This is a genomic window from Cereibacter sphaeroides 2.4.1, from assembly GCF_000012905.2.
Taxonomy (GTDB): domain Bacteria; phylum Pseudomonadota; class Alphaproteobacteria; order Rhodobacterales; family Rhodobacteraceae; genus Cereibacter_A; species Cereibacter_A sphaeroides.
In genome coordinates, this window is the sequence record NC_007493.2 from 675,494 (window position 1) to 694,678 (window position 19,185).

Annotated in this window: 14 protein-coding genes and 1 tRNA gene; 6 read left to right on the plus strand and 9 right to left on the minus strand. The window is 68.1% G+C overall.

All coding sequences use genetic code 11. The features are described 5' to 3' along the window. Window positions 1-40: 40 nt before the first annotated feature. On the minus strand, window positions 41-511 hold the full coding sequence (locus RSP_RS03415) for a GNAT family N-acetyltransferase (RefSeq protein WP_011337225.1): 471 nt from the start codon (window positions 509-511) through the stop codon (window positions 41-43). Between the two features lie 316 nt (window positions 512-827). Beyond that, window positions 828-1,139, minus strand: a complete 312-nt coding sequence (locus RSP_RS03420; RefSeq protein WP_002719237.1) for an ETC complex I subunit — start codon at window positions 1,137-1,139, stop codon at window positions 828-830. Between the two features lie 255 nt (window positions 1,140-1,394). Here RSP_RS03420 and uvrB point away from each other — a divergent pair, with 255 nt between their 5' ends. After that, window positions 1,395-3,578 carry an excinuclease ABC subunit UvrB gene (uvrB, locus tag RSP_RS03425; RefSeq protein WP_002719238.1) on the plus strand — a complete coding sequence of 728 codons (2,184 nt, stop codon included), beginning with the start codon at window positions 1,395-1,397 and terminating at the stop codon, window positions 3,576-3,578. 338 nt (window positions 3,579-3,916) lie between these two features. Beyond that, window positions 3,917-4,630, plus strand: a complete 714-nt coding sequence (locus RSP_RS03430; RefSeq protein WP_011337226.1) for a hypothetical protein — start codon at window positions 3,917-3,919, stop codon at window positions 4,628-4,630. Between the two features lie 5 nt (window positions 4,631-4,635). Here RSP_RS03430 and RSP_RS03435 read toward each other — a convergent pair whose 3' ends face one another. Together RSP_RS03435 and RSP_RS03440 are read right to left on the minus strand one after the other, a co-directional pair. Beyond that, on the minus strand, window positions 4,636-4,908 hold the full coding sequence (locus RSP_RS03435) for a hypothetical protein (protein WP_002719240.1): 273 nt from the start codon (window positions 4,906-4,908) through the stop codon (window positions 4,636-4,638). Window positions 4,909-5,008: 100 nt separating this feature from the next. Further along, window positions 5,009-5,326, minus strand: a complete 318-nt coding sequence (locus tag RSP_RS03440) for an antibiotic biosynthesis monooxygenase family protein (protein WP_002719241.1) — start codon at window positions 5,324-5,326, stop codon at window positions 5,009-5,011. Window positions 5,327-5,517: 191 nt separating this feature from the next. Here RSP_RS03440 and RSP_RS03445 point away from each other — a divergent pair, with 191 nt between their 5' ends. After that, window positions 5,518-5,709, plus strand: coding sequence for a hypothetical protein (locus tag RSP_RS03445; RefSeq protein WP_011840590.1), 192 nt, complete (start codon window positions 5,518-5,520; stop codon window positions 5,707-5,709). A gap of 253 nt (window positions 5,710-5,962) precedes the next feature. After that, complete coding sequence (locus tag RSP_RS03450; RefSeq protein ID WP_002719243.1) at window positions 5,963-6,106, plus strand: entericidin A/B family lipoprotein; 144 nt, start codon at window positions 5,963-5,965, stop codon at window positions 6,104-6,106. Between the two features lie 37 nt (window positions 6,107-6,143). Here the strand turns inward: RSP_RS03450 and lepA are convergent, their stop codons facing one another. The 3 genes from lepA to RSP_RS03465 all read right to left on the minus strand — a co-directional run bounded on the left by lepA (window position 6,144) and on the right by RSP_RS03465 (window position 12,343). Then, a complete protein-coding gene (lepA, locus tag RSP_RS03455; protein WP_011337228.1) occupies window positions 6,144-7,943 on the minus strand; it encodes a translation elongation factor 4 in 1,800 nt (599 codons plus the stop codon). A 407-nt stretch (window positions 7,944-8,350) separates the two neighbouring features. Next, window positions 8,351-8,425: transfer RNA gene (locus RSP_RS03460), tRNA-Gly, on the minus strand. A gap of 453 nt (window positions 8,426-8,878) precedes the next feature. Further along, window positions 8,879-12,343, minus strand: coding sequence for a pyruvate carboxylase (locus RSP_RS03465; protein ID WP_011337229.1), 3,465 nt, complete (start codon window positions 12,341-12,343; stop codon window positions 8,879-8,881). A gap of 182 nt (window positions 12,344-12,525) precedes the next feature. Between RSP_RS03465 and RSP_RS03470 the strand changes: the two genes are divergently transcribed. Next, entirely contained in the window at window positions 12,526-14,877 is a 2,352-nt protein-coding gene (locus RSP_RS03470; protein WP_011337230.1) for an ATP-dependent helicase, read from the plus strand. Between the two features lie 20 nt (window positions 14,878-14,897). Here RSP_RS03470 and RSP_RS03475 read toward each other — a convergent pair whose 3' ends face one another. Together RSP_RS03475 and RSP_RS03480 are read right to left on the minus strand one after the other, a co-directional pair. Further along, the gene (locus RSP_RS03475; protein ID WP_011337231.1) at window positions 14,898-16,043 is read right to left on the minus strand and encodes a benzoate/H(+) symporter BenE family transporter; all 1,146 of its coding nucleotides are present in this window, start codon (window positions 16,041-16,043) and stop codon (window positions 14,898-14,900) included. A 920-nt stretch (window positions 16,044-16,963) separates the two neighbouring features. Further along, complete coding sequence (locus tag RSP_RS03480; RefSeq protein ID WP_011337232.1) at window positions 16,964-17,179, minus strand: DUF1127 domain-containing protein; 216 nt, start codon at window positions 17,177-17,179, stop codon at window positions 16,964-16,966. A 269-nt stretch (window positions 17,180-17,448) separates the two neighbouring features. Between RSP_RS03480 and RSP_RS03485 the strand changes: the two genes are divergently transcribed. Beyond that, entirely contained in the window at window positions 17,449-18,510 is a 1,062-nt protein-coding gene (locus tag RSP_RS03485) for an Mrp/NBP35 family ATP-binding protein (protein ID WP_011337233.1), read from the plus strand. The last annotated feature ends 675 nt before the right edge of the window (window positions 18,511-19,185 follow it).

The window sequence follows — 19,185 nt, forward strand, 5'->3', positions numbered from 1 at the left end:
CCCCGTTCTTTTGCGTCAGTCGGAGAAGGGGCGCAAGGGGTCAGAGGCTGCGGGTCATGAAGACGCTGTTCGGATCGTCCCAATAGCCTTCGAACGGGCCGCAGGTCTCGAAGCCCGCCCGTTCGTAGAGCAGACGCGCGGGGGCGAAGGGCGGTTCGACGCCGGTCTCGAGGCTCATGCGGCGGAAGCCTGCCGCGCGGGCTTCGGCCAGCAGATGCTCGAGGAGACGCCGGGCGAGGCCCTGTCCCCGCGCCTCGGACAGGACATGCATCGACTTGATCTCGCAGTGCGTGGCGTCGATGGCCTTGAAGGCGCCCATGCCGACGAGGGCGCCTCCGACACGCATCCCGTAGAAGAAGACGCCGGGCGCTGCGAGGTCGGCCGGGTCGAGCGCATGAACGCTCTCGGGCGGCGAGGTCTCCCGCATGAGGGTCAGGTGGCGCATGAAGATCGGCTGGAAGGTCGGATCGGTGGGATCGGCGCGGCGGATGTCGATGTCGGCGGGCGGCATGAGGATCCTGTGGTTTGCGAAGCTCTCCGATGCCACGGATGCGGCGCGGGACCAAGGGAGAAGGGGGCGCGCCTGCGCCTTGTCCGGCGGTGCAAGTCCATCCAGGGAGTGGTGCCGCCCGACCGTGACGGCAGGGGGCTTGGGACGGCAGTCGTTCTTGGCGCGTCCTTCGGGCGGCACGGGCCGGCCATGCGGTCCAGCGGACGGAGAGCGCCGTCGGCAGCCGGCTGTCCTCGGCGGTCGCAGGCTGCACATCCGTTCAACAGGCCTGAGGCGCCGGCAGCGCGGAGGCGGTCCCGAGGCTGAGCGGTTGGCCTCAGTGCGTCCAGGCGCCGCGGCGGTCGGTCGCGAAATTCTCGCCGTAGCCGCGGGGGCGGATGTTGGCCTTGCGCGGCTTCGCTTCGGTCACCTCGACCTCGATCCGGTGCGCCTTGGCATAGTCGAGCGCGGCCTCGCGGCTGTCGAACTGCAGGACGACCTGATTCTGCGTGTCGGCCGACGAGGTCCAGCCCATCAGCGGGTCGATATCGCGCGCCTCGCGGCTCTCGAAGACGAGCACCCAGCCCTTGGCCTTCCCGGTCCCGGACTGCATGGCGTTTCGGGCTGGCTGATAGATACGCGCGCGCATGAAATGCTCCCTGACAGATGCCATGTTTATTGGCGGCTTTTCCGTCGCAGATCAAGACCCGCAACCGCGGGGCAAGCGGCTGTCGATCGATCACGGGAGGGGTGGGTGGGGTGTGGGGTGCAACCGACCGACAGCGTTCTGCTGCTTGCCCTGCCTTTCTAGCGGTCTTGGGTTAATTGAAGGTAAAGAACCTGCCGCTCCGCCCTTGTTCGCGAACAAAAACGGATCAAATCTAAGCGGCTGAAGGGAATCATCATGCCGCACAACAATACGAACCTGCCGATGCATCGTCCCGAGGTGCTGACCCGCCCGAAGCTCGAAGGCGGTCGGCGTTTCGAGATGAAGACCCCGTTCCAGCCCGCGGGCGACCAGCCCACGGCCATTGCCGAACTGGCCGCCGGGGTGCAGGGGGGCGAGCAGAACCAGGTGCTGCTCGGGGCGACCGGCACCGGCAAGACCTTCACGATGGCCAAGATCATCGAGGAGACCCAGCGTCCGGCGATCATCCTTGCCCCGAACAAGACGCTGGCGGCACAGCTCTACGGCGAGTTCAAGGGCTTCTTCCCCGAGAATGCCGTGGAATATTTCGTCTCCTACTACGACTACTACCAGCCCGAGGCCTATGTGGCGCGCTCGGACACCTACATCGAGAAGGAATCGCAGATCAACGAGCAGATCGACCGGATGCGCCACTCGGCCACCCGGGCGTTGCTCGAGCGCGACGACGTCATCATCGTGGCCTCGGTCTCCTGCATCTACGGCATCGGCTCGGTCGAAACCTATTCGGCGATGACGCAGGATCTGATCGTGGGCGAGAGCTACGACCAGCGGCAGGTGATCGCGGAACTTGTGGCGCAGCAGTACCGCCGCAACGACCAGGCCTTCCAGCGCGGCAGCTTCCGCGTGCGGGGCGATTCGCTCGAGGTCTGGCCTGCCCACCTCGAGGATCGCGCCTGGCGCTTCTCCTTCTTCGGGGAAGAGCTGGAGAGCATCGTCGAGTTCGATCCGCTGACCGGCGCCAAGACCGACAGCTTCAAGCAGATCCGCATCTATGCGAATTCGCACTATGTGACGCCGCGCCCGACGATGCAGCAGGCCATTCAGGGCATCAAGCGCGAGCTGCGCCAGCGGCTCGACCAGCTCGTGAACGAGGGCAAGCTCCTCGAGGCTCAGCGGCTGGAGCAGCGCACGAACTTCGACCTCGAGATGCTGGAAGCCACCGGCGTCTGCAACGGCATCGAGAACTACTCGCGCTATCTGACGGGCCGGGCCCCGGGCGAACCGCCGCCGACGCTGTTCGAATTCATCCCCGACAATGCCATCGTCTTCGCCGACGAGAGCCACGTCACCGTGCCGCAGATCGGCGGCATGTATCGCGGCGACTATCGGCGCAAGTTCACGCTGGCCGAGCACGGCTTCCGGCTGCCCTCCTGCATGGACAACCGACCGCTCAAGTTCGAGGAGTGGGACGCGATGCGCCCGCAGTCGGTCTTCGTCTCGGCCACGCCCGCCGCGTGGGAACTGGAGCAGGCGGGCGGCGTCTTCGCCGAGCAGGTGATCCGGCCCACGGGGCTTCTCGATCCGGTGGTCGAGATCCGCCCCGTCGAGATGCAGGTGGACGACCTGCTGGACGAGATCCGCAGGGTCGCGGCCGCGGGCCTGCGCGTCCTCGTCACGGTGCTGACCAAGCGCATGGCCGAGGATCTGACGGAATATTTCCACGAGCAGGGCATCCGCATCCGCTACATGCACTCGGACATCGATACGATCGAGCGGATCGAGATCCTGCGCGACCTGCGGCTCGGGGCCTTCGACGTGCTGGTGGGGATCAACCTCCTGCGCGAGGGGCTCGACATCCCGGAATGCGGGCTGGTGGCGATCCTCGATGCCGACAAGGAGGGCTTCCTGCGCTCCGAGACCTCGCTGATCCAGACCATCGGCCGCGCGGCACGGAATGCGGACGGGCGCGTCATCATGTATGCCGACCGGATCACCGGCAGCATGGAGCGCGCGCTGCGCGAGACAGAACGGCGGCGCGAGAAGCAGATCGCCTACAACATCGAACATGGCATCACGCCGCAGACCGTGCGCAAGAACGTCGAGGATGTGCTGGCGGGCCTCTGGCAGGGCGATACCGACCAGAGCCGCGTCACGGCCAAGGTCGACAAGCCGATGGTCGGGGCGAACCTCGCAGCCCACCTCGACGGGCTGCGTGTCTCGATGCGGAAGGCGGCCGAGAACCTGGAGTTCGAGGAAGCGGCGCGGCTGCGCGACGAGATCAAGCGGCTCGAGGCGGTGGAACTGGCCATTTCCGACGATCCTCTGGCGCGCCAGACTGCGGTCGAGGAGGCGGCCGAGGCCGCGGTCAAGAGCTCGGGCCGCAGCACGGCCGGCCGCGCGGGCCAGCGCGGCGGCAACAAGCGCCGCCGGGGCCACTGAGTGGGGCCGCCGCCGGCAAGCCCGGCGCGGTCGCACCAAGCGCCGCGGGGGCGTTTCAGCAGTGCTGCCGCCGGCGGCGCTACGCTGCGGCGTCAAGCCGGTCGGAGCACTGAGACGGGCAGCCATCAGCGGTCTCGCGCGGGAGGATGGCCCGGTCACAGTGCCGGTCTGCCTCGGCCGACAGGCTCCTTTCCGCGATGCCGCAGAGCCGCTCGTGCCAGTGGGCGTCGCCTGCGGTTGGGAGATCGGGCGGCTCGATGCGGCAGGGTAGCCTGCGGGCCTTAACCCGTCGTTAACTAGGGCGCATCAGGCTGGCGGGGGTTCGGAGGGCTCGTTCGATGCACACCGCTCTCGCCTCTCTCGCGCTTGTCGGCATGGTTGCTGTGCCCGCGTCCGGTCTCGCGGGGCCCTGGGCGCGCGAGAAGGGCCGCGTCTTCCTCACGCTCTCGCAGCAGCAGGACGGCGCAGGCGAGAGCTGGACCGGGCTCTGGGCGGAATACGGGCTCACGCCGCGGATCACGCTCGGGCTCGATGCCGGCCGGTCGGGGCGGGGAGATGGCAAGCTCATCCTCTGGGCGCAGAAGGCGTGGGAGAGGGGGCCTCACCGGATCGCCGCTTCGGCCGGGCTCGGGGCCGTCCGTCTCGAGGGCGCGCTGGCGCCGCTGGCTCAACTGGGCGGCGCCTGGGGCAGGGGGATCGAGACGCGCTTCGGGCCCGGCTGGCTAGCAATCGAGATGCGCGGCATCGTCACCGGGCGCAACGTGACCTTCGAACAGCGCCTCGATGCGCAGACGGTCGCCACCGTGGCCTACCTCGTGCCCGAGACCAGCGCGAAAGCCGAGCTGACGCTCGGCCTTTCGCCGCGCGACCGGCTGAAGGTGATCGAGCAGCTTCAGCTGGAATATGGCCGCGACTCCGGCTTCGAGGCCCGGCTCGCGACCTCGCTGGTCTACGATCTCGCGCGGCCCACGAAGCTGGAGATGGGCCTGATCCTGCCCATCGAGAGCGCCTCGGAGCCCGCGCTGAAACTGGGCCTCTGGCTTGAGTTCTGAGGCGCTCAGTCGAAGATGAGCTTCGCGAGGAAGAGCACCACCGCCGCGCCGATCAGCGCCGCAACGACCATCGCGACAAGGCCCGAGGCGGCGAGCACCGTCACCCCCAGCGCCAGCAGAAGCAGCGGCGTCGCGAGGGCCGCCAGAAGGCCTATGATCATGTAGCGCCCGCGATGGCGTCCGCCTGCGACAGCGCTTGCGATCCAGCCGGCGGCGAGCCCCACCAGCGCCAGCACCACGAGCCCGACGATTCCGACCCCTTGGATGAATTCTTCCATGATCTTCTCCCCTTGTTGCGGGTCGAACGCGGCAGGCGGGGCTTCGGGTCCGCGCTGCCGCAAAGATGGGAAGCGTGCGGCGCAGGTCCCGGCCGGCGCGTCAGTAGCCTGCGACCACCTCGTACATGACCGGCTCGAAACTGCGGCAGAGGGTGGCGAAGCGGCGGGTGCGCTCGCGCATCTCGGCGGTGCGGAGCATCGCCTGGAAATCCTCGCGGCGCTGCCATTGCGAATAGTTGGCGATACGGGTCTGGGCGTCGTTCACATGCAGGCTTGCCGAGATGAAGCCCGGCTGATGCCGGATGAAGCTGTCGAGTGTCGCCTGCAGCTCCTCGAGCAGATCGGCGCAGGTGCCGGGGGTCATCTCGAAGGTGGTGATGACGGTCTGGCCGGTGAAGGCCGGGTCGATCTGGGTCATGGCTGTCCTCCTGTTCTGCCGGGAAGCCTAAGCGGCGCCACCCCCTGCCACAAGCGCGGCGAAATGCGGCACCCTGTGGCCCCTTCCGCAGCGCGCCCGGAGAGGCGTCCCTCGCGCCCCGAATGTCCCGCGGAGAGGCTGCGGCAACTTCGCGCTACCCGGGCAACGGGGGGCGGGGTAGGCTCCGGCTCATGCAGCTCATCGACCCCAACCACCCGTTCTTCCGCGCCGCCTGGCGCCGCTGGCTCACCGCGATCCTCCCGATCGCCTGGTCCGGAGTGGAGTTCTTCGCGCTTCACAGCCCGATCTGGGCCGTGATCTTCCTGCTTCTGGGGGCCTATGCCTTCTGGGTGCTGGTCATCAAGGGACCCGACGCGGCCTGACAGTCGCGGCGACCGGCCCGCCAGAGCGGTGCCCGGGGCGCCCTGATCCGCCGACGTGCCGCGCGGGATCTGTCGCGCACCAGAACCGGAGCCGCGCTCAGCGCCGCCAGAACCGTCAGGAAGAGGACTAAGACGATCTCGGTCATGGGGCCAGTTGGCCACAGGACCCTTAAGGAGGAATTAAGCGCAGAGTTCCTGGGGAACGCCGGTGGCCTTTCGTGCGTTCGGGGCCCAGCAACCACGGAGTATCATCATGAAGAAGTCTTTCCTCCTGCTGCCCCTGCTCGCCCTGATGGGTCTCGCCGCCTGCGAAACCGTCGAGGGCGCGGGCCAGGATCTGTCCGCAGCCGGTAGCGCAATCAGCCAGGAATCGCGCGAGGCGCAATCGGGGATGTAAGGCTCGTGACGCGGCGCCCGGGGGCGCCGCGTCCGCCTCAGCTGTCCATCTTCAGCGCATTGATGAAGGCCTGCTGCGGGATCTCGACCTTCCCGAACTGGCGCATCTTCTTCTTGCCCGCCTTCTGCTTGTCCAGGAGCTTGCGTTTCCGCGTGGCGTCGCCGCCGTAGCACTTGGCCGTCACGTCCTTGCGCATCGCCGAGATCGTCTCGCGCGCGATGACCCGCCCCCCGATCGCGGCCTGAATCGGGATCTTGAACATGTGCCGCGGGATGAGCTCCTTGAGCTTTTCCACCATCGCCCGCCCGCGCATGTCCGCCCGGTCGCGGTGCACCATCATCGACAGCGCATCCACCGGCTCGTCATTCACGAGGATCGACATCTTCACGAGGAAATCCTCGCGATAGCCGGTGATCTGGTAATCGAAGCTCGCATAGCCCTTCGTCACTGACTTCAGACGGTCGTAGAAGTCGAACACCACCTCGTTCAGCGGCAGGTCATAGACCACCATGGCCCGCGCGCCCGCATAGCTCAGGTCGAGCTGGATGCCGCGGCGATCCTGGCAGAGCTTGAGCACGTCGCCCAGGTACTCGTCCGGCACCATGATCGTGGCGCGGATCCGCGGCTCTTCGATATGGTCGACATAGGTCAGGTCCGGCATGTCGGTCGGATTGTGCAGCTCCTGCAGCGTGCCGTCCTTCATGTAGATCTGATAGACCACCGACGGGGCCGTGGTGATGAGGTCCAGATCGTATTCGCGCTCCAGCCGGTCGCGCACCACCTCGAGATGGAGGAGGCCCAGGAAGCCGCAGCGGAAGCCGAAGCCGAGCGCCGCCGAGGTCTCCATCTCGTAGGTGAAGGAGGCGTCGTTCAGCGCGAGCTTCTCGATCGCCTCGCGCAGGGCCTCGAAATCGTTCGCATCGACCGGGAAGAGGCCGCAGAACACCACCGGCTGCGCCGGCTTGAAGCCGGGCAGGGGCGCCGCGCAGCCCTTCTTCTCGTGGGTGATCGTGTCGCCCACCCGCGTGTCGCGGACCTGCTTGATCGAGGCGGTCAGCACGCCGATCTCGCCCGGGCCCAGTTCGGCAATGTCCACCATCTGCGGCTTGAGCACCGCGAGACGGTCGATGCCATAGACGGCGCCCGTCTGCATCATCTTGACCCGGTCGCCCTTGCGGATCACGCCGTCCATCACCCGGATCATGACCACGACGCCCAGATAGGCATCATACCAGCTGTCCACCAGCATGGCCTTCAGCGGGGCCTCGCGGTCGCCCTTCGGCGGCGGCAGGCGGTGGACGATGGCTTCGAGCACATCGGGAATGCCGAGGCCCGACTTGGCCGAGATCAGCACGGCGTCCGAGGCGTCGAGACCGATCACATCCTCGATCTGGCTCTTCACCCGCTCGGGTTCGGCCGCGGGCAGGTCGATCTTGTTCAGCACCGGCACGATCTCGTGCCCGGCATCCAGCGCCTGATAGACGTTGGCCAGCGTCTGCGCCTCGACCCCCTGCGACGCATCCACCACCAAGAGCGATCCCTCGACCGCACGCATCGACCGGCTGACCTCATAGGCGAAGTCGACGTGACCGGGCGTGTCGATCAGGTTCAGGACATAGGTCCGGCCGTCCTTCGCCGGATAGTCGATCCGGACCGTGTTGGCCTTGATGGTGATGCCGCGCTCGCGCTCGATATCCATCGAGTCCAGGATCTGGGCCTTCATGTCGCGTTCGGCCACCGTCCCCGTCAACTGGATCAGCCGGTCGGCGAGGGTGGATTTGCCGTGGTCGATGTGCGCCACGATGGAAAAGTTGCGGATGAGGTCGAGCTGGGTCATGCGCGGCATATAGCCTGTCCCAGCCTCGCCGGGAAGAGGCGAGCGCGCGGGCCCGCGGCTTTGCATGGGCACGGGTGCCGCGGACAGGCGCCGGCTCAAGAGGCTGGCATGGCTCGAAAATCTCCGCGCGAGGCCCGGCAGGCCGACCCCCGGCGAGGCCGCTCATCCGCCAGAGGCGGCGGGATTGATTCTATCGCCCGCGCCGCGGACGGCCTCTGCCTGTCGCAGCCGGGCCATCGGGGCCATGCGGATCGGCGAACTCCGGCTCGCAGGAGAAGAGTGTGAAGGTGCCGCCGGCCAATCCCGGGATTGCCTGAGGCAGGCGCCGCGCATCGAGCGGCAAGCTCAAACGAAAAAGAACCGCCGAAGCGGTTCCGTTTCCAACTCGCTGATCCAGCGAGAGTTTTTGGAGCGGGCGATGAGATTCGAACTCACGACCCTTACCTTGGCAAGGTAATGCTCTACCCCTGAGCTACGCCCGCGTCCTTGGGTGAGCGGGGATTTATAAAGAGCCGCGGGCGGCCGCAAGGGGAAATTTCGGCCCGGCAGAAAAAAGTTCGACGGCGTCGGCGGGCGGGAGGCCGCGGCCCGCCTTTGCGGCCGGTCCGCCGTCCCCGGCCACCCCTCCGCGCGCCCGTCGGATCGGCAAGCCGGAGCGCCCCGGCCGCGAAGCGCCTGCCTCCTGCCGGGCCGTCGAACCTCTCGCCGCTTGCCGGCCGCTACCAGCGTCGGGCCCAGTCGAAGCGATGACCCAAGGGCCGCTTCGGCGTGCGGAGGCAGGGGCCGCCGACCGGGTTGGGCGTGCCGCGAAGTCTCTGGCCTCGGCCGCAGAGAGCGGGGGAGGGCGCGCGCCCGCGCGCAAGCGTTGATGGCGGAGGCCGGGAAGAGGCCCCACGCCCTGCGGGGCGTGGGGGCGCTGGCAGTTCCCGGGAGCCTCAGTCCTCGAGTTCGACCAGCAGGTCCTTCGCCTCGATCTGCGCGCCGGGCCCGACATGGACAGCCTTCACGGTGGCCGCACGGTCGGCATGGAGCCCGGTCTCCATCTTCATCGCCTCGATGGTGACGAGGAGATCGCCCGGCTTCACCTTCTGGCCCGCCGAGACCGCGACCGAGGCGACCGAACCCGGCATCGGGGCGCCGACATGGGCCGGATTGCCGTCCTGCGCCTTGGGCCGGGTCGCGGTCTTGGCCTTCACCGCCCGGTTGGCCACGCGGATCACCCGCGGCTGGCCGTTCAGCTCGAAGAACACCTTGGCATCGCCGTCGTCCGACGTCTCGCCCACGGCGGACAGCCGGATCTCGAGCGTCTTGCCGGGGTCGATTTCGGCCGAGATCTCCTCGCCCGGCTCCATCCCGTAGAAGAAGGTCCGGGTCGGCAGCGTCCGCACCGGCCCGTAGATCCTGTGGCGGGCGCGGTAGTCGGTGAAGACCTTGGGATACATGAGGTAGCCGTTCAGATCCTCGGCATCGACGGCCGTGTCGAGCGGATCGTCGTCGCCCTGCTTGATCTCCGACAGGAGCTTCTCGCGCGCGGCTGCGATGTCGACGGGCGGCAGATGCGCGCCCGGTCGCTCGGTCGAGGGTGCCTCGCCCTTCAGCACCTTCTTCAGGATCGGCTCGGGCCAGCCGCCGTGGGGCTGGCCGAGATTGCCCTTGAGCATGTCCACGACCGAGTCCGGGAAGCTCACCTCGACCTCGGGATCCTCGACCTCTTCCCGCGTCAGCCCCTGCGCCACCATCATCAGCGCCATGTCGCCCACCACCTTCGACGAGGGCGTGACCTTCACGATGTCGCCGAACATCCGGTTCGCGTCGGCATAGGCCTGCGCCACCTCGGACCAGCGTTCCTCGAGCCCCATGGAGCGCGCCTGCGCCTTGAGGTTGGTGAACTGGCCGCCGGGCATCTCGTGCAGATAGACCTCGGAGGCGGGCGAGGGCAGGCCCGATTCGAAGGCCGAATACTGCTGGCGCACATGGCCCCAGTAGTCCGAGATCTCGCGGATCGCCGCGATGTCGAGGCCCGTGTCGCGGTCGGTGTGCTTCAGCGCCTCGACGATCGAGCCGAGGCAGGGCTGCGAGGTGCCGCCCGAGAAGGCGTCCATCGCCGCATCGACCGCATCCACCCCGGCATCGCAGGCGGCGAGCACGGTCGCGCCCGCAATTCCGCTCGTGTCGTGGGTGTGGAAGTGGATCGGCAGGCCCACCTCCTCCTTCAGCGCCTTCACCAGCACGCGGGCGGCGGCAGGCTTCAGAAGCCCGGCCATGTCCTTCAGACCCAGCACATGCGCGCCCGCGTCGCGCAGCGCGCGGCCCATGCCGACATAGTAGTTCAGATCGTATTTGGAGCGGTCGGGATCGAGCAGGTCGCCCGTGTAGCAGATCGTGCCCTCGCAGACCTTGTTGGCCTCGATCACCGCATCCATTGCCACGCGCATGTTCTCGACCCAGTTGAGCGAGTCGAACACGCGGAACACGTCGACGCCGGTTTCGGCCGCCTGACGGACGAATTCCTGCACCACATTGTCGGGGTAGTTCGTATAGCCGACCCCGTTCGAGGCGCGCAGCAGCATCTGCGTCATGACGTTGGGCAGCCGGGCGCGGATGTCGCGCAGCCGCTGCCAGGGACATTCCTGCAGGAAGCGATAGGCCACATCGAAGGTGGCGCCGCCCCAGCATTCCACCGAGAAGAGGCCGCCGAGGTTCGCCGCATAGGCGGGCGTGACCTTGATCATGTCGATCGAGCGCATCCGGGTGGCGAGCAGGCTCTGGTGGCCGTCGCGCATCGTCGTGTCGGTCATCAGCACGCGGGTCTGCGCGGCCATCCAGTCGGCCACCGCCTGCGGGCCCTTCTCCTCGAGGAGGGTCCGCGTGCCGGGCTGCGGTGCGCCCTTGGGCTCGGGTGCCTTCGGATCCTTCAGCTCGGCCGAGGGGCGGACCCGGCCGGCCGTCTCGGGGTGCCCGTTCACGGTGATGTCGGCGATGTAGGTCAGGATCTTCGTCGCCCGGTCACGACGCGGCTTGAAGTTGAAGAGGTCGGGCGTCGTGTCGATGAATTTCGTCGTGTAGGAATAGTCGAGGAAACTCGGGTGCTTCAGCAGGTTCTCGACGAAGGCGATGTTGGTGGCCACGCCCCGGATGCGGAACTCGCGCAGCGCCCGGTCCATCCGCGCGATGGCCTTTTCGGGCGTGGGGGCCCAGGCCGTCACCTTCACGAGGAGTGAATCGTAATAGCGGGTGATGACGCCCCCGGCATAGGCCGTGCCGCCGTCCAGCCGGATGCCCATGCCCGTGGCCGAGCGATAGGCGGTGAGCCGGCCGTAGTCGGGAATGAAATTGTTCTGCGGATCCTCGGTCGTGACGCGGCACTGCAGCGCATGGCCCGAGAGCTTGATGTCGTCCTGGCTCGGGCATCCGGTTGCCTCGGCCAGCGTCGCCCCTTCCGCGATGCGGATCTGGGATTGCACGATGTCGATGCCCGTCACTTCCTCGGTGACGGTATGTTCGACCTGAACCCGCGGATTGACCTCGATGAAATAGAATTTCTCCGAGTCCATATCCATCAGGAACTCGACCGTGCCCGCGCATTCGTAATTCACATGGGCGCAGATCCGGCGGCCGAGCTCGCAGATCTCTGTCCGCTGCTCCTCGGTGAGATAAGGCGCGGGCGCGCGCTCGACGACCTTCTGGTTGCGCCGCTGCACGGTGCAGTCGCGCTCGTAGAGATGGTAGATCGCGCCGTATTTGTCGCCGAGGATCTGCACCTCGACGTGGCGCGCGCGCTGGATCATCTTCTCGAGATAGCCCTCGCCGTTGCCGAAGGCGGCCTCGGCCTCGCGTCGGCCCTCGCGCACCTTGTCGGCCAGCTCGGCCTCGGAAGTGATGGGCCGCATGCCGCGCCCACCGCCGCCCCACGAGGCCTTGAGCATCAGCGGATAGCCGATCTCGGCCGCCTGCCGCTTGATCTCCTCCATATCGTCGCCCAGCACCTCGGTCGCCGGGATCACCGGCACGCCCGCGGCCATGGCCACGCGGCGGGCCGAAGCCTTGTCGCCGAGCGCGCGCATCGTCTCGGCCTTCGGGCCGATGAAGGCGATGCCCGCTGCGTCGCAGGCCTCGACGAAATCGGGGTTCTCCGACAGAAGCCCGTAGCCCGGGTGGATCGCATCGGCGCCCGACATCTGCGCCACGCGGATGATCTCGGGGATCGAGAGATAGGCGCCCACGGGCGAGAGGCCCTCGCCGATCCGGTAGGCCTCGTCCGCCTTGAAGCGGTGGAGCGAGAGCTTGTCTTCCTCGGCATAGACGGCGACCGTCTTCTTGCCCATCTCGTTTGCCGCCCGCATCACCCGGATGGCGATCTCACCACGGTTGGCGATGAGGATCTTTCGGAACTCGGCCATGCATTCACCTCCGGGCATCAGGCTGGTGCGCGAACTCTAGTGGTGCCGCGGTGCGGCGCAATAGCTCAAGGGCGACGTCCGGGAAGAAAATCTGACCGATCCGGCGCCTGCCGGAACAGGTTTTGTGAACGATTGCGGAACACTTCTTTAACTCCGGGCAGAGGCAGGCTAGATTGGCGGGCATGAGCCAGATCGATGAAAGCGAAGCCTTCGAGGCGGCCGTGCCGCTCAGCCAGCGCGCCATGGCCGCGCGCCCACGTCCCTATATCGACGAGCTGAATCCGGCGCAGCGTGCGGCGGTTCTGGCGCTGGATGGACCGGTGCTGATGCTGGCCGGGGCGGGCACCGGCAAGACGAAGGCGCTGACGGCGCGAATCGTGCATCTGCTCGATTCGGGAAAGGCGCGGCCGAACGAGATCCTCGCCGTGACCTTCACCAACAAGGCCGCGCGCGAGATGAAGGACCGGGTGGCCCGCCTTCTGGGGCAGGTCGAGGGCATGCCCTGGATGGGCACCTTCCACGCCATCAGCGTCAAGATCCTGCGCCGGCACGCCGAACTGGTGGGGCTGAAGTCGAACTTCACCATCCTCGACACCGACGACCAGCTCCGGCTGCTGAAGCAGCTGATCGTCGCCGCCAACATCGACGAGAAGCGCTGGCCCGCCCGGATGCTGGCCGGCCTCATCGACCACTGGAAGAACCGCGCCTGGACGCCGGCCAAAGTGCCCGCCTCGGAGGCGTCGGCCTACAACAACCGCGGCACCGAACTCTACGACCAGTATCAGCAGCGCCTGCGCGAGCTGAATGCCACCGATTTCGGCGACCTGCTGCTCCATGTGCTGACGATCTTCCAGTCGCACCCCGACGTGCTCGAGCAATATCGCCGCTGGCTGCGCTACATCCTCGTGGACGAATATCAGGACACGAACGTCGCGCAATATATGTGGCTCAGGCTTCTGGCGCAGACGCACCGCAACATCTGCTGCGTGGGCGACGACGACCAGTCGATCTACGGCTGGCGCGGGGCCGAGGTGGGCAACATCCTGCGGTTCGAGAAGGATTTTCCCGGCGCGCAGGTGATCCGGCTCGAACAGAACTACCGCTCGACCCCGCATATCCTCGCCGCCGCCTCGGGCATCATCGCGGCCAATGCGGGCCGGCTCGGCAAGACGCTCTGGACCGAGCGGCAGGAGGGCGAGAAGGTCCGGCTGATCGGCCACTGGGACGGCGAGGAAGAGGCCCGCTGGATCGGCGACGAGGTCGAGAGCTTCCAGCGCGGCCGCGGCGGCCTCGGCCCCTTCCGTCTCGATGACATGGCGATCCTCGTGCGCGCCAGCCACCAGATGCGCGCCTTCGAGGACCGGTTCCTGACCATCGGGCTGCCCTATCGCGTCATCGGCGGCCCGCGCTTCTACGAGCGGCTCGAGATCCGGGATGCGATGGCCTATTTCCGCCTCGCCGTCAGCCCGGACGACGATCTGGCCTTCGAGCGGGTGGTGAACCAGCCGAAGCGCGGACTGGGCGACAAGGCCCAGCAGGAGATCCAGCGTGAGGCCCGCGCCCATGGCACCTCGCTTCTCGAAGGCGCGCGCAGCCTTCTGGCCCGCGGCGGCATCGGCGGGAAGGGGGCGGGGCAGCTCCGCGCCTTCGTCGACGGCATGGACCGCTGGCACGGCACCACGCTCGACCGCGACCATGACCATATCCGCCTCGCCGAGCAGATCCTCGACGAGTCGGGCTACACCGCCATGTGGCAGGCCGACAAGACGCCCGAGGCGCCGGGCCGGCTCGAGAACCTCAAGGAGCTGGTGAAGGCGCTCGAGCAGTTCGAGAACCTGCAGGGATTCCTCGAGCACGTCGCCCTCATCATGGAGAACGAGACCGAGGAATCGGTCGACAAAGTCACGATCATGACGCTCCACGCGGCCAAGGGGCTGGAGTTTCCCGTCGTCTTCCTGCCGGGCTGGGAGGACGGGCTGTTCCCGTCACAGCGCGCGATGGACGAGACCGGCCTCAAGGGGCTCGAGGAGGAGCGGCGGCTGGCCTATGTCGGCATCACCCGTGCCGAGCAGCTCTGCACCATCTCCTTTGCGGCCAACCGCCGGGTCTATGGCCAGTGGCAGAGCCAGCTGCCGTCGCGCTTCATCGACGAGCTGCCGTCCGCCCATGTCGAAGTGCTCACCCCGCCGGGCCTCTATGGCGGCGGCTACGGCGCGGCCGGCATGGCCTCCTCGCTGGAAGCGCAGGCCCTGCGGGCCGATGTCTACGATTCGCCCGGCTGGAAGCGGATGCAGACCCGTGCCGGCGGCCGCCCGATGGCCCAGCCGCGCGAATCGCGCCATGTCACCATCGACCTCGAAGCCGTCTCGGCCTTCGCCGAGGGCGACCGCGTCTTCCACCAGAAGTTCGGCTATGGCCATGTCATGGGAATCGAGGGCGACAAGCTCGACATCGATTTCGAGAAGGCGGGAGCGAAGAAGGTCGTGGCCCGCTTCGTGGTGGCGGCGCATCAGGCCGACGACATCCCCTTCTAGCGGTCGCGTCGGCCTCGGGCTCAGCGCCTCCGGGCCGCGCGTTCCGTCACATGGACCGCCAGCCCCGCGAGGAGCCCCCAGAAGGCCGCCCCGATCCCGGCCATGGCCACGCCCGAGCCGGTGACGGCCAGCGTCACCACCGCGGCGAACCTCTGCTCGGGATGGGCGAAGGCCGCCGTCAGCGCGCCAGTCAGCGGCCCGAGCAGCGCGAGCCCCACCAGCGCCGTGACGAGGGCGGGCGGAAGGGCCGCGATGCAGGCGAGGATCGCCGGGCCGAAGAGGCCCAGCCCGACCCAGACCGCCGCATAGACGAGCCCCACGCTCCAGCGGCGGCTCCGGTCGGGATGAACCTCGTCGCCCAGACAGATCGCGGCGGTGATGGCCGCCATCGACACGGTATGCGCGCCGAAGGGCGCCGTCAGCGCCGAGAGCCCGCCCGTCACCGTCAGCGCGCTGCGCACCGGGGGCTCGTATCCGGCGGCCCGCAGGACGGCGAAGCCCGGCAGGTTCTGCGAGGCCATCGTGACCAGATAGAGCGGCAGGCCCAGTCCGATCAGCACCGTCGGATCGAAGGCCGGCGGGATGAAGGTCAGGGTGGGGAACGCCAGCGGCAGCTCCGGCATCGCGGCCTCGCCTGCGAAGGCCAGCGCGCTGCCCCCGGCCAGTGCCGCCAGCACGGCCAGCGCAGGGTTCCAGAGCCGGACGAGGGCGAAGACCGCGATGGCGGGCAGGACGAGGAGCGGCAGGGCCTCGGCCGCTCCGGCGAGCTTCAGGCAGAAGGGCAGGAGCACGCCGGCCAGCATCCCGCCCGCGATCCCGTCGGGGATCAGGGCCACGGCCCGGCCGAGCGGCTTCAGCGCGCCGGTCAGAGCGATGAGCAGCCCCGCCAGCAGGAAGGCGCCCACGGCCTCGGGCATCGTGATCCCTTCGGTGGCCGCCACCAGCGCGGCCCCCGGCGTCGACCAGGCGAGGATCACCGGCACCCGGCTCCGCCAGCTCAGGAAGGCGCTGCCCACCGCCTTGCCGAGGCAGATCGCCAGCACCCAGCTTGCCGTCTGCGCCTCCGTGGCCCCCAGCGCGGCGGCCGCCGCCAGCACGAGGGCGATGGTCGAGCCGTAGCCCACAAGAGCGGCCACCAGCGCCGCCGAAAGCAGGGAAAGACGCATGATACCCTCCGCCAGACCGGGCCGACTATGCCCGCGGACGGGATGGGCGCAAGGGGAAGTCCCTCATCGGCCGCATGAATCCGGCCAGGGAAATGAAAACGGCGGCACCCTGGAGAAGGTGCCGCCGTTCGATCTGGGCCGGTGAGGGAACGCCGGTCCGAAAGGGGGGCGGCGGCTCCAGGGAGGAGGAGGGAGCCGCCGCTTGGTCATCGGCACCGCGGGAGGAGGTGCAGTGCCGAAGTCCGGTGGGAGGGGGCGCGCGGCCCGATCCCGGAAGGGGAGGCGGCGGCTCCAGGGAGGAGGAGGGAGCCGCCGCTTGGTCATCGGCACCGCGGGAGGAGGTGCAGTGCCGAAGTCCGGTGGGAGGGGGCACGCGGCCCGATCCCGGAAGGGGAGGCGGCGGCTCCAGGGAGGAGGAGGGAGCCGCCGCTTGGTCATCGGCACCGCGGGAGGAGGTGCAGTGCCGAAGTCCGGTGGGAGGGGGCACGAGGCCCGATCCCGGAAAGGGGAGGCGGCGGCTCCAGGGAGGAGGAGGGAGCCGCCGCTTGGTCATCGGCACCGCGGGAGGAGGTGCAGTGCCGAAGTCCGGTGGGAGGGGGCACGAGGCCCGATCCCGGAAAGGGGGGCGACGGCTCCAGGGAGGAGGAGGGAGCCGCCGCTTGGTCATCGGCACCGCGGGAGGAGGTGCAGTGCCGAAGTCCAGTGGGCAGGGGGTGCGAGGCCCGATGCCCGGATCTGGTGCAGCGACCCCAGGGAGGAGGAGGGGGCCGCTGCGGTTCCGATCGGCCAGGGAGGAGGAGAGGCCGTTCGAAGAGGGGGAAGCTTGCGCTTCGGAAGAAAGGACGGCGACACCAGGGAGGAGGAGAGGCGTCGCCGCTGCTGCTACAGGTCCCGGGAGGAGGTGGGACCTCGCAGGAAACTCAGAGACCGTAGGCGGCTTCCATCGCGATGCGGGTGATCATCGAGCGGTGGATGCCGAGGTCGGACAGTTCGCGGGTCGTCAGCGAGTTCAGTTCGCGCACGGTCTGCCGGTAGATCCGGCGCTGCGCGAGAGCGAGTTTCACCGAAGCCACCAGGGCCGAAACACGGTCTCCCAGACCGTGGTGCCCGATACGGGTGGTGTTTGCGTAAGCCATTTCATCTGCCTCAGGTTCGTCTAGACTGCGCGGACCGGGTTCGTTCGTGACTTTGCCGTCGCGCTGTTAGGGCAAACATGGGCCATTTGCTGCATCTGCACAATGCGCCGCATGGGCAATGCTGCCATGCGGCGTCTGCATGGCTCTCCCGCCCGGATTTGTGCGCTCTTGCAAGCGCTTCGCCCGCTTCGGGGGCGCTTTGAAAACGCAGGCTTGTCCTTTAGTCCAAGCCCTGCAAGCTAGGCCCGCCCGGGTCAAAGGAGAAGGCCATGCCCATCGCTCGTGAATCCGTCCTCGCGGTCCTCGACCGCATCCCGCTGCCGGACGGGGGCACGCTCGTTTCGAGAGATTTGATTCGTGCGCTGACCGTCGAGGGCGATGCGGTGCGCTTCGTGATCGAGGCGCCGAGCGCCGAGGCCGCCCGTGCGCTGGAGCCTGTCCGGGCCGAGGCCGAGCGCGCGCTGCGCGCTCTGCCGGGCGTCGCGGGCGTGCAGGCGGTGATGACGGCCCACGGGCCTGCCGCGCCCTCGCTCAAGATCGGCCAGCATCCGACGCCGCAGGCGGCCGGGCCCCAGCCGATCGCCGGGATCGACCGGATCATCGCGATCGGATCCGGCAAGGGGGGCGTCGGTAAATCCACCGTCTCCTCGAACCTCGCCGTAGCGCTCGCGCGGCAGGGCCGGAAGGTCGGCCTGCTCGATGCCGACATCTACGGCCCCTCGCAGGCGCGCATGATGGGGGTGAACCGCCGGCCCGCCTCGCCGGACGGCAAGACGATCCTGCCGCCCTCCGCGCATGGCGTCACCATGATGTCGCTCGGCCTCATGCTGAAGGAGGACGAGGCGGTGATCTGGCGCGGCCCGATGCTGATGGGCGCGCTCCAGCAGCTTCTGGGGCAGGTGGCCTGGGGCGAGCTCGACGTGCTACTCGTGGACCTGCCGCCGGGCACGGGTGACATCCAACTCACCCTCTGCCAGCGCACGCAGGTCACGGGCGCCATCGTGGTCTCGACGCCGCAGGACGTGGCACTCCTCGACGCGCGCAAGGCGCTCGACATGTTCCGCAAGCTGAAGACGCCCGTTCTCGGACTGATCGAGAACATGTCGAGCTACGTCTGCCCGAACTGCGGCCACGAGGCCCATATCTTCGGCCATGGCGGCGTGGCGGAGGAGGCGCGGCGCCTCGACGTGCCGTTCCTGGGCGAACTGCCCCTCGATCTCTCCATCCGCCTCGCGGGCGACGAGGGCCGTCCGGTCGCGGCCGGCGAGGGGCCGATCGCCGAGGCCTATGCCGATCTCGCCCGCCGCCTCGTGGCAGGCGGCATGGCCTGAGGCCCGGCGACCCGGCTCCCGCCTCTGCGGTGGAGGGAGCCACCTTCTTCCCATGGCGACGAGCCGTCTGAAGCTGCTCCCACAGACCGGCTTCTGCCGAGCCTGCGCGACCGCGCGCCGTGAGGTGCTCCCGTCCGGGTTCTGGCCAGGGAAGGGGATAGCCGCAAGGCCACGGGAAATCATGGGATTGAGTCCGCAGGACCGTCCCGCGGCCGGACTGCGACCCGGAAGACACGGGCTTCCGGGAAATCGTGGGAAAGGCGCCCGGCCGCTGGCACCTCTCCGGGATTCCATGGAACACAGGCTCTCATGTGCCGATCCCGAGGAATCAAAGCTGCTCACATCCCCGCGATTCGCACCGTCAGGCGGCGACCTGCCCGGACGAATTTAACCGAATATGTGGCAAATTCGCTGCAGCCGCGAGTCTCCGTGGGAAAGTATGGGATGGCGCAGCTGGCCAATTTCACACAATATTTCGGCGCAGGGGAGTTCTGACTCCCAATATCTGCTGTTTCAGGTTGTGCGGATCCAACTTGCCGCGTCGTTGACCGTCAGCGGCTTCCCGCGTTTTGGGGGGCCTGGGCCCATTCTGCCCATTGCGTCCCATGAAATCCCATGGCATCCCTAGCTCACGAGATGAGAACGGGACAGTGAACAGGGGCGACAGACCCCGAA

Coding starts and splice junctions, on each gene's coding strand:
- RSP_RS03415 (WP_011337225.1), bottom strand. CDS start 511: ATGCCGCCCGCCGACATCGACATCCGCCGCGCCGATCCCACCGATCCG.
- RSP_RS03420 (WP_002719237.1), bottom strand. CDS start 1,139: ATGCGCGCGCGTATCTATCAGCCAGCCCGAAACGCCATGCAGTCCGGG.
- uvrB (WP_002719238.1), top strand. CDS start 1,395: ATGCCGCACAACAATACGAACCTGCCGATGCATCGTCCCGAGGTGCTG.
- RSP_RS03430 (WP_011337226.1), top strand. CDS start 3,917: ATGCACACCGCTCTCGCCTCTCTCGCGCTTGTCGGCATGGTTGCTGTG.
- RSP_RS03435 (WP_002719240.1), bottom strand. CDS start 4,908: ATGGAAGAATTCATCCAAGGGGTCGGAATCGTCGGGCTCGTGGTGCTG.
- RSP_RS03440 (WP_002719241.1), bottom strand. CDS start 5,326: ATGACCCAGATCGACCCGGCCTTCACCGGCCAGACCGTCATCACCACC.
- RSP_RS03445 (WP_011840590.1), top strand. CDS start 5,518: ATGCAGCTCATCGACCCCAACCACCCGTTCTTCCGCGCCGCCTGGCGC.
- RSP_RS03450 (WP_002719243.1), top strand. CDS start 5,963: ATGAAGAAGTCTTTCCTCCTGCTGCCCCTGCTCGCCCTGATGGGTCTC.
- lepA (WP_011337228.1), bottom strand. CDS start 7,943: ATGACCCAGCTCGACCTCATCCGCAACTTTTCCATCGTGGCGCACATC.
- RSP_RS03465 (WP_011337229.1), bottom strand. CDS start 12,343: ATGGCCGAGTTCCGAAAGATCCTCATCGCCAACCGTGGTGAGATCGCC.
- RSP_RS03470 (WP_011337230.1), top strand. CDS start 12,526: ATGAGCCAGATCGATGAAAGCGAAGCCTTCGAGGCGGCCGTGCCGCTC.
- RSP_RS03475 (WP_011337231.1), bottom strand. CDS start 16,043: ATGCGTCTTTCCCTGCTTTCGGCGGCGCTGGTGGCCGCTCTTGTGGGC.
- RSP_RS03480 (WP_011337232.1), bottom strand. CDS start 17,179: ATGGCTTACGCAAACACCACCCGTATCGGGCACCACGGTCTGGGAGAC.
- RSP_RS03485 (WP_011337233.1), top strand. CDS start 17,449: ATGCCCATCGCTCGTGAATCCGTCCTCGCGGTCCTCGACCGCATCCCG.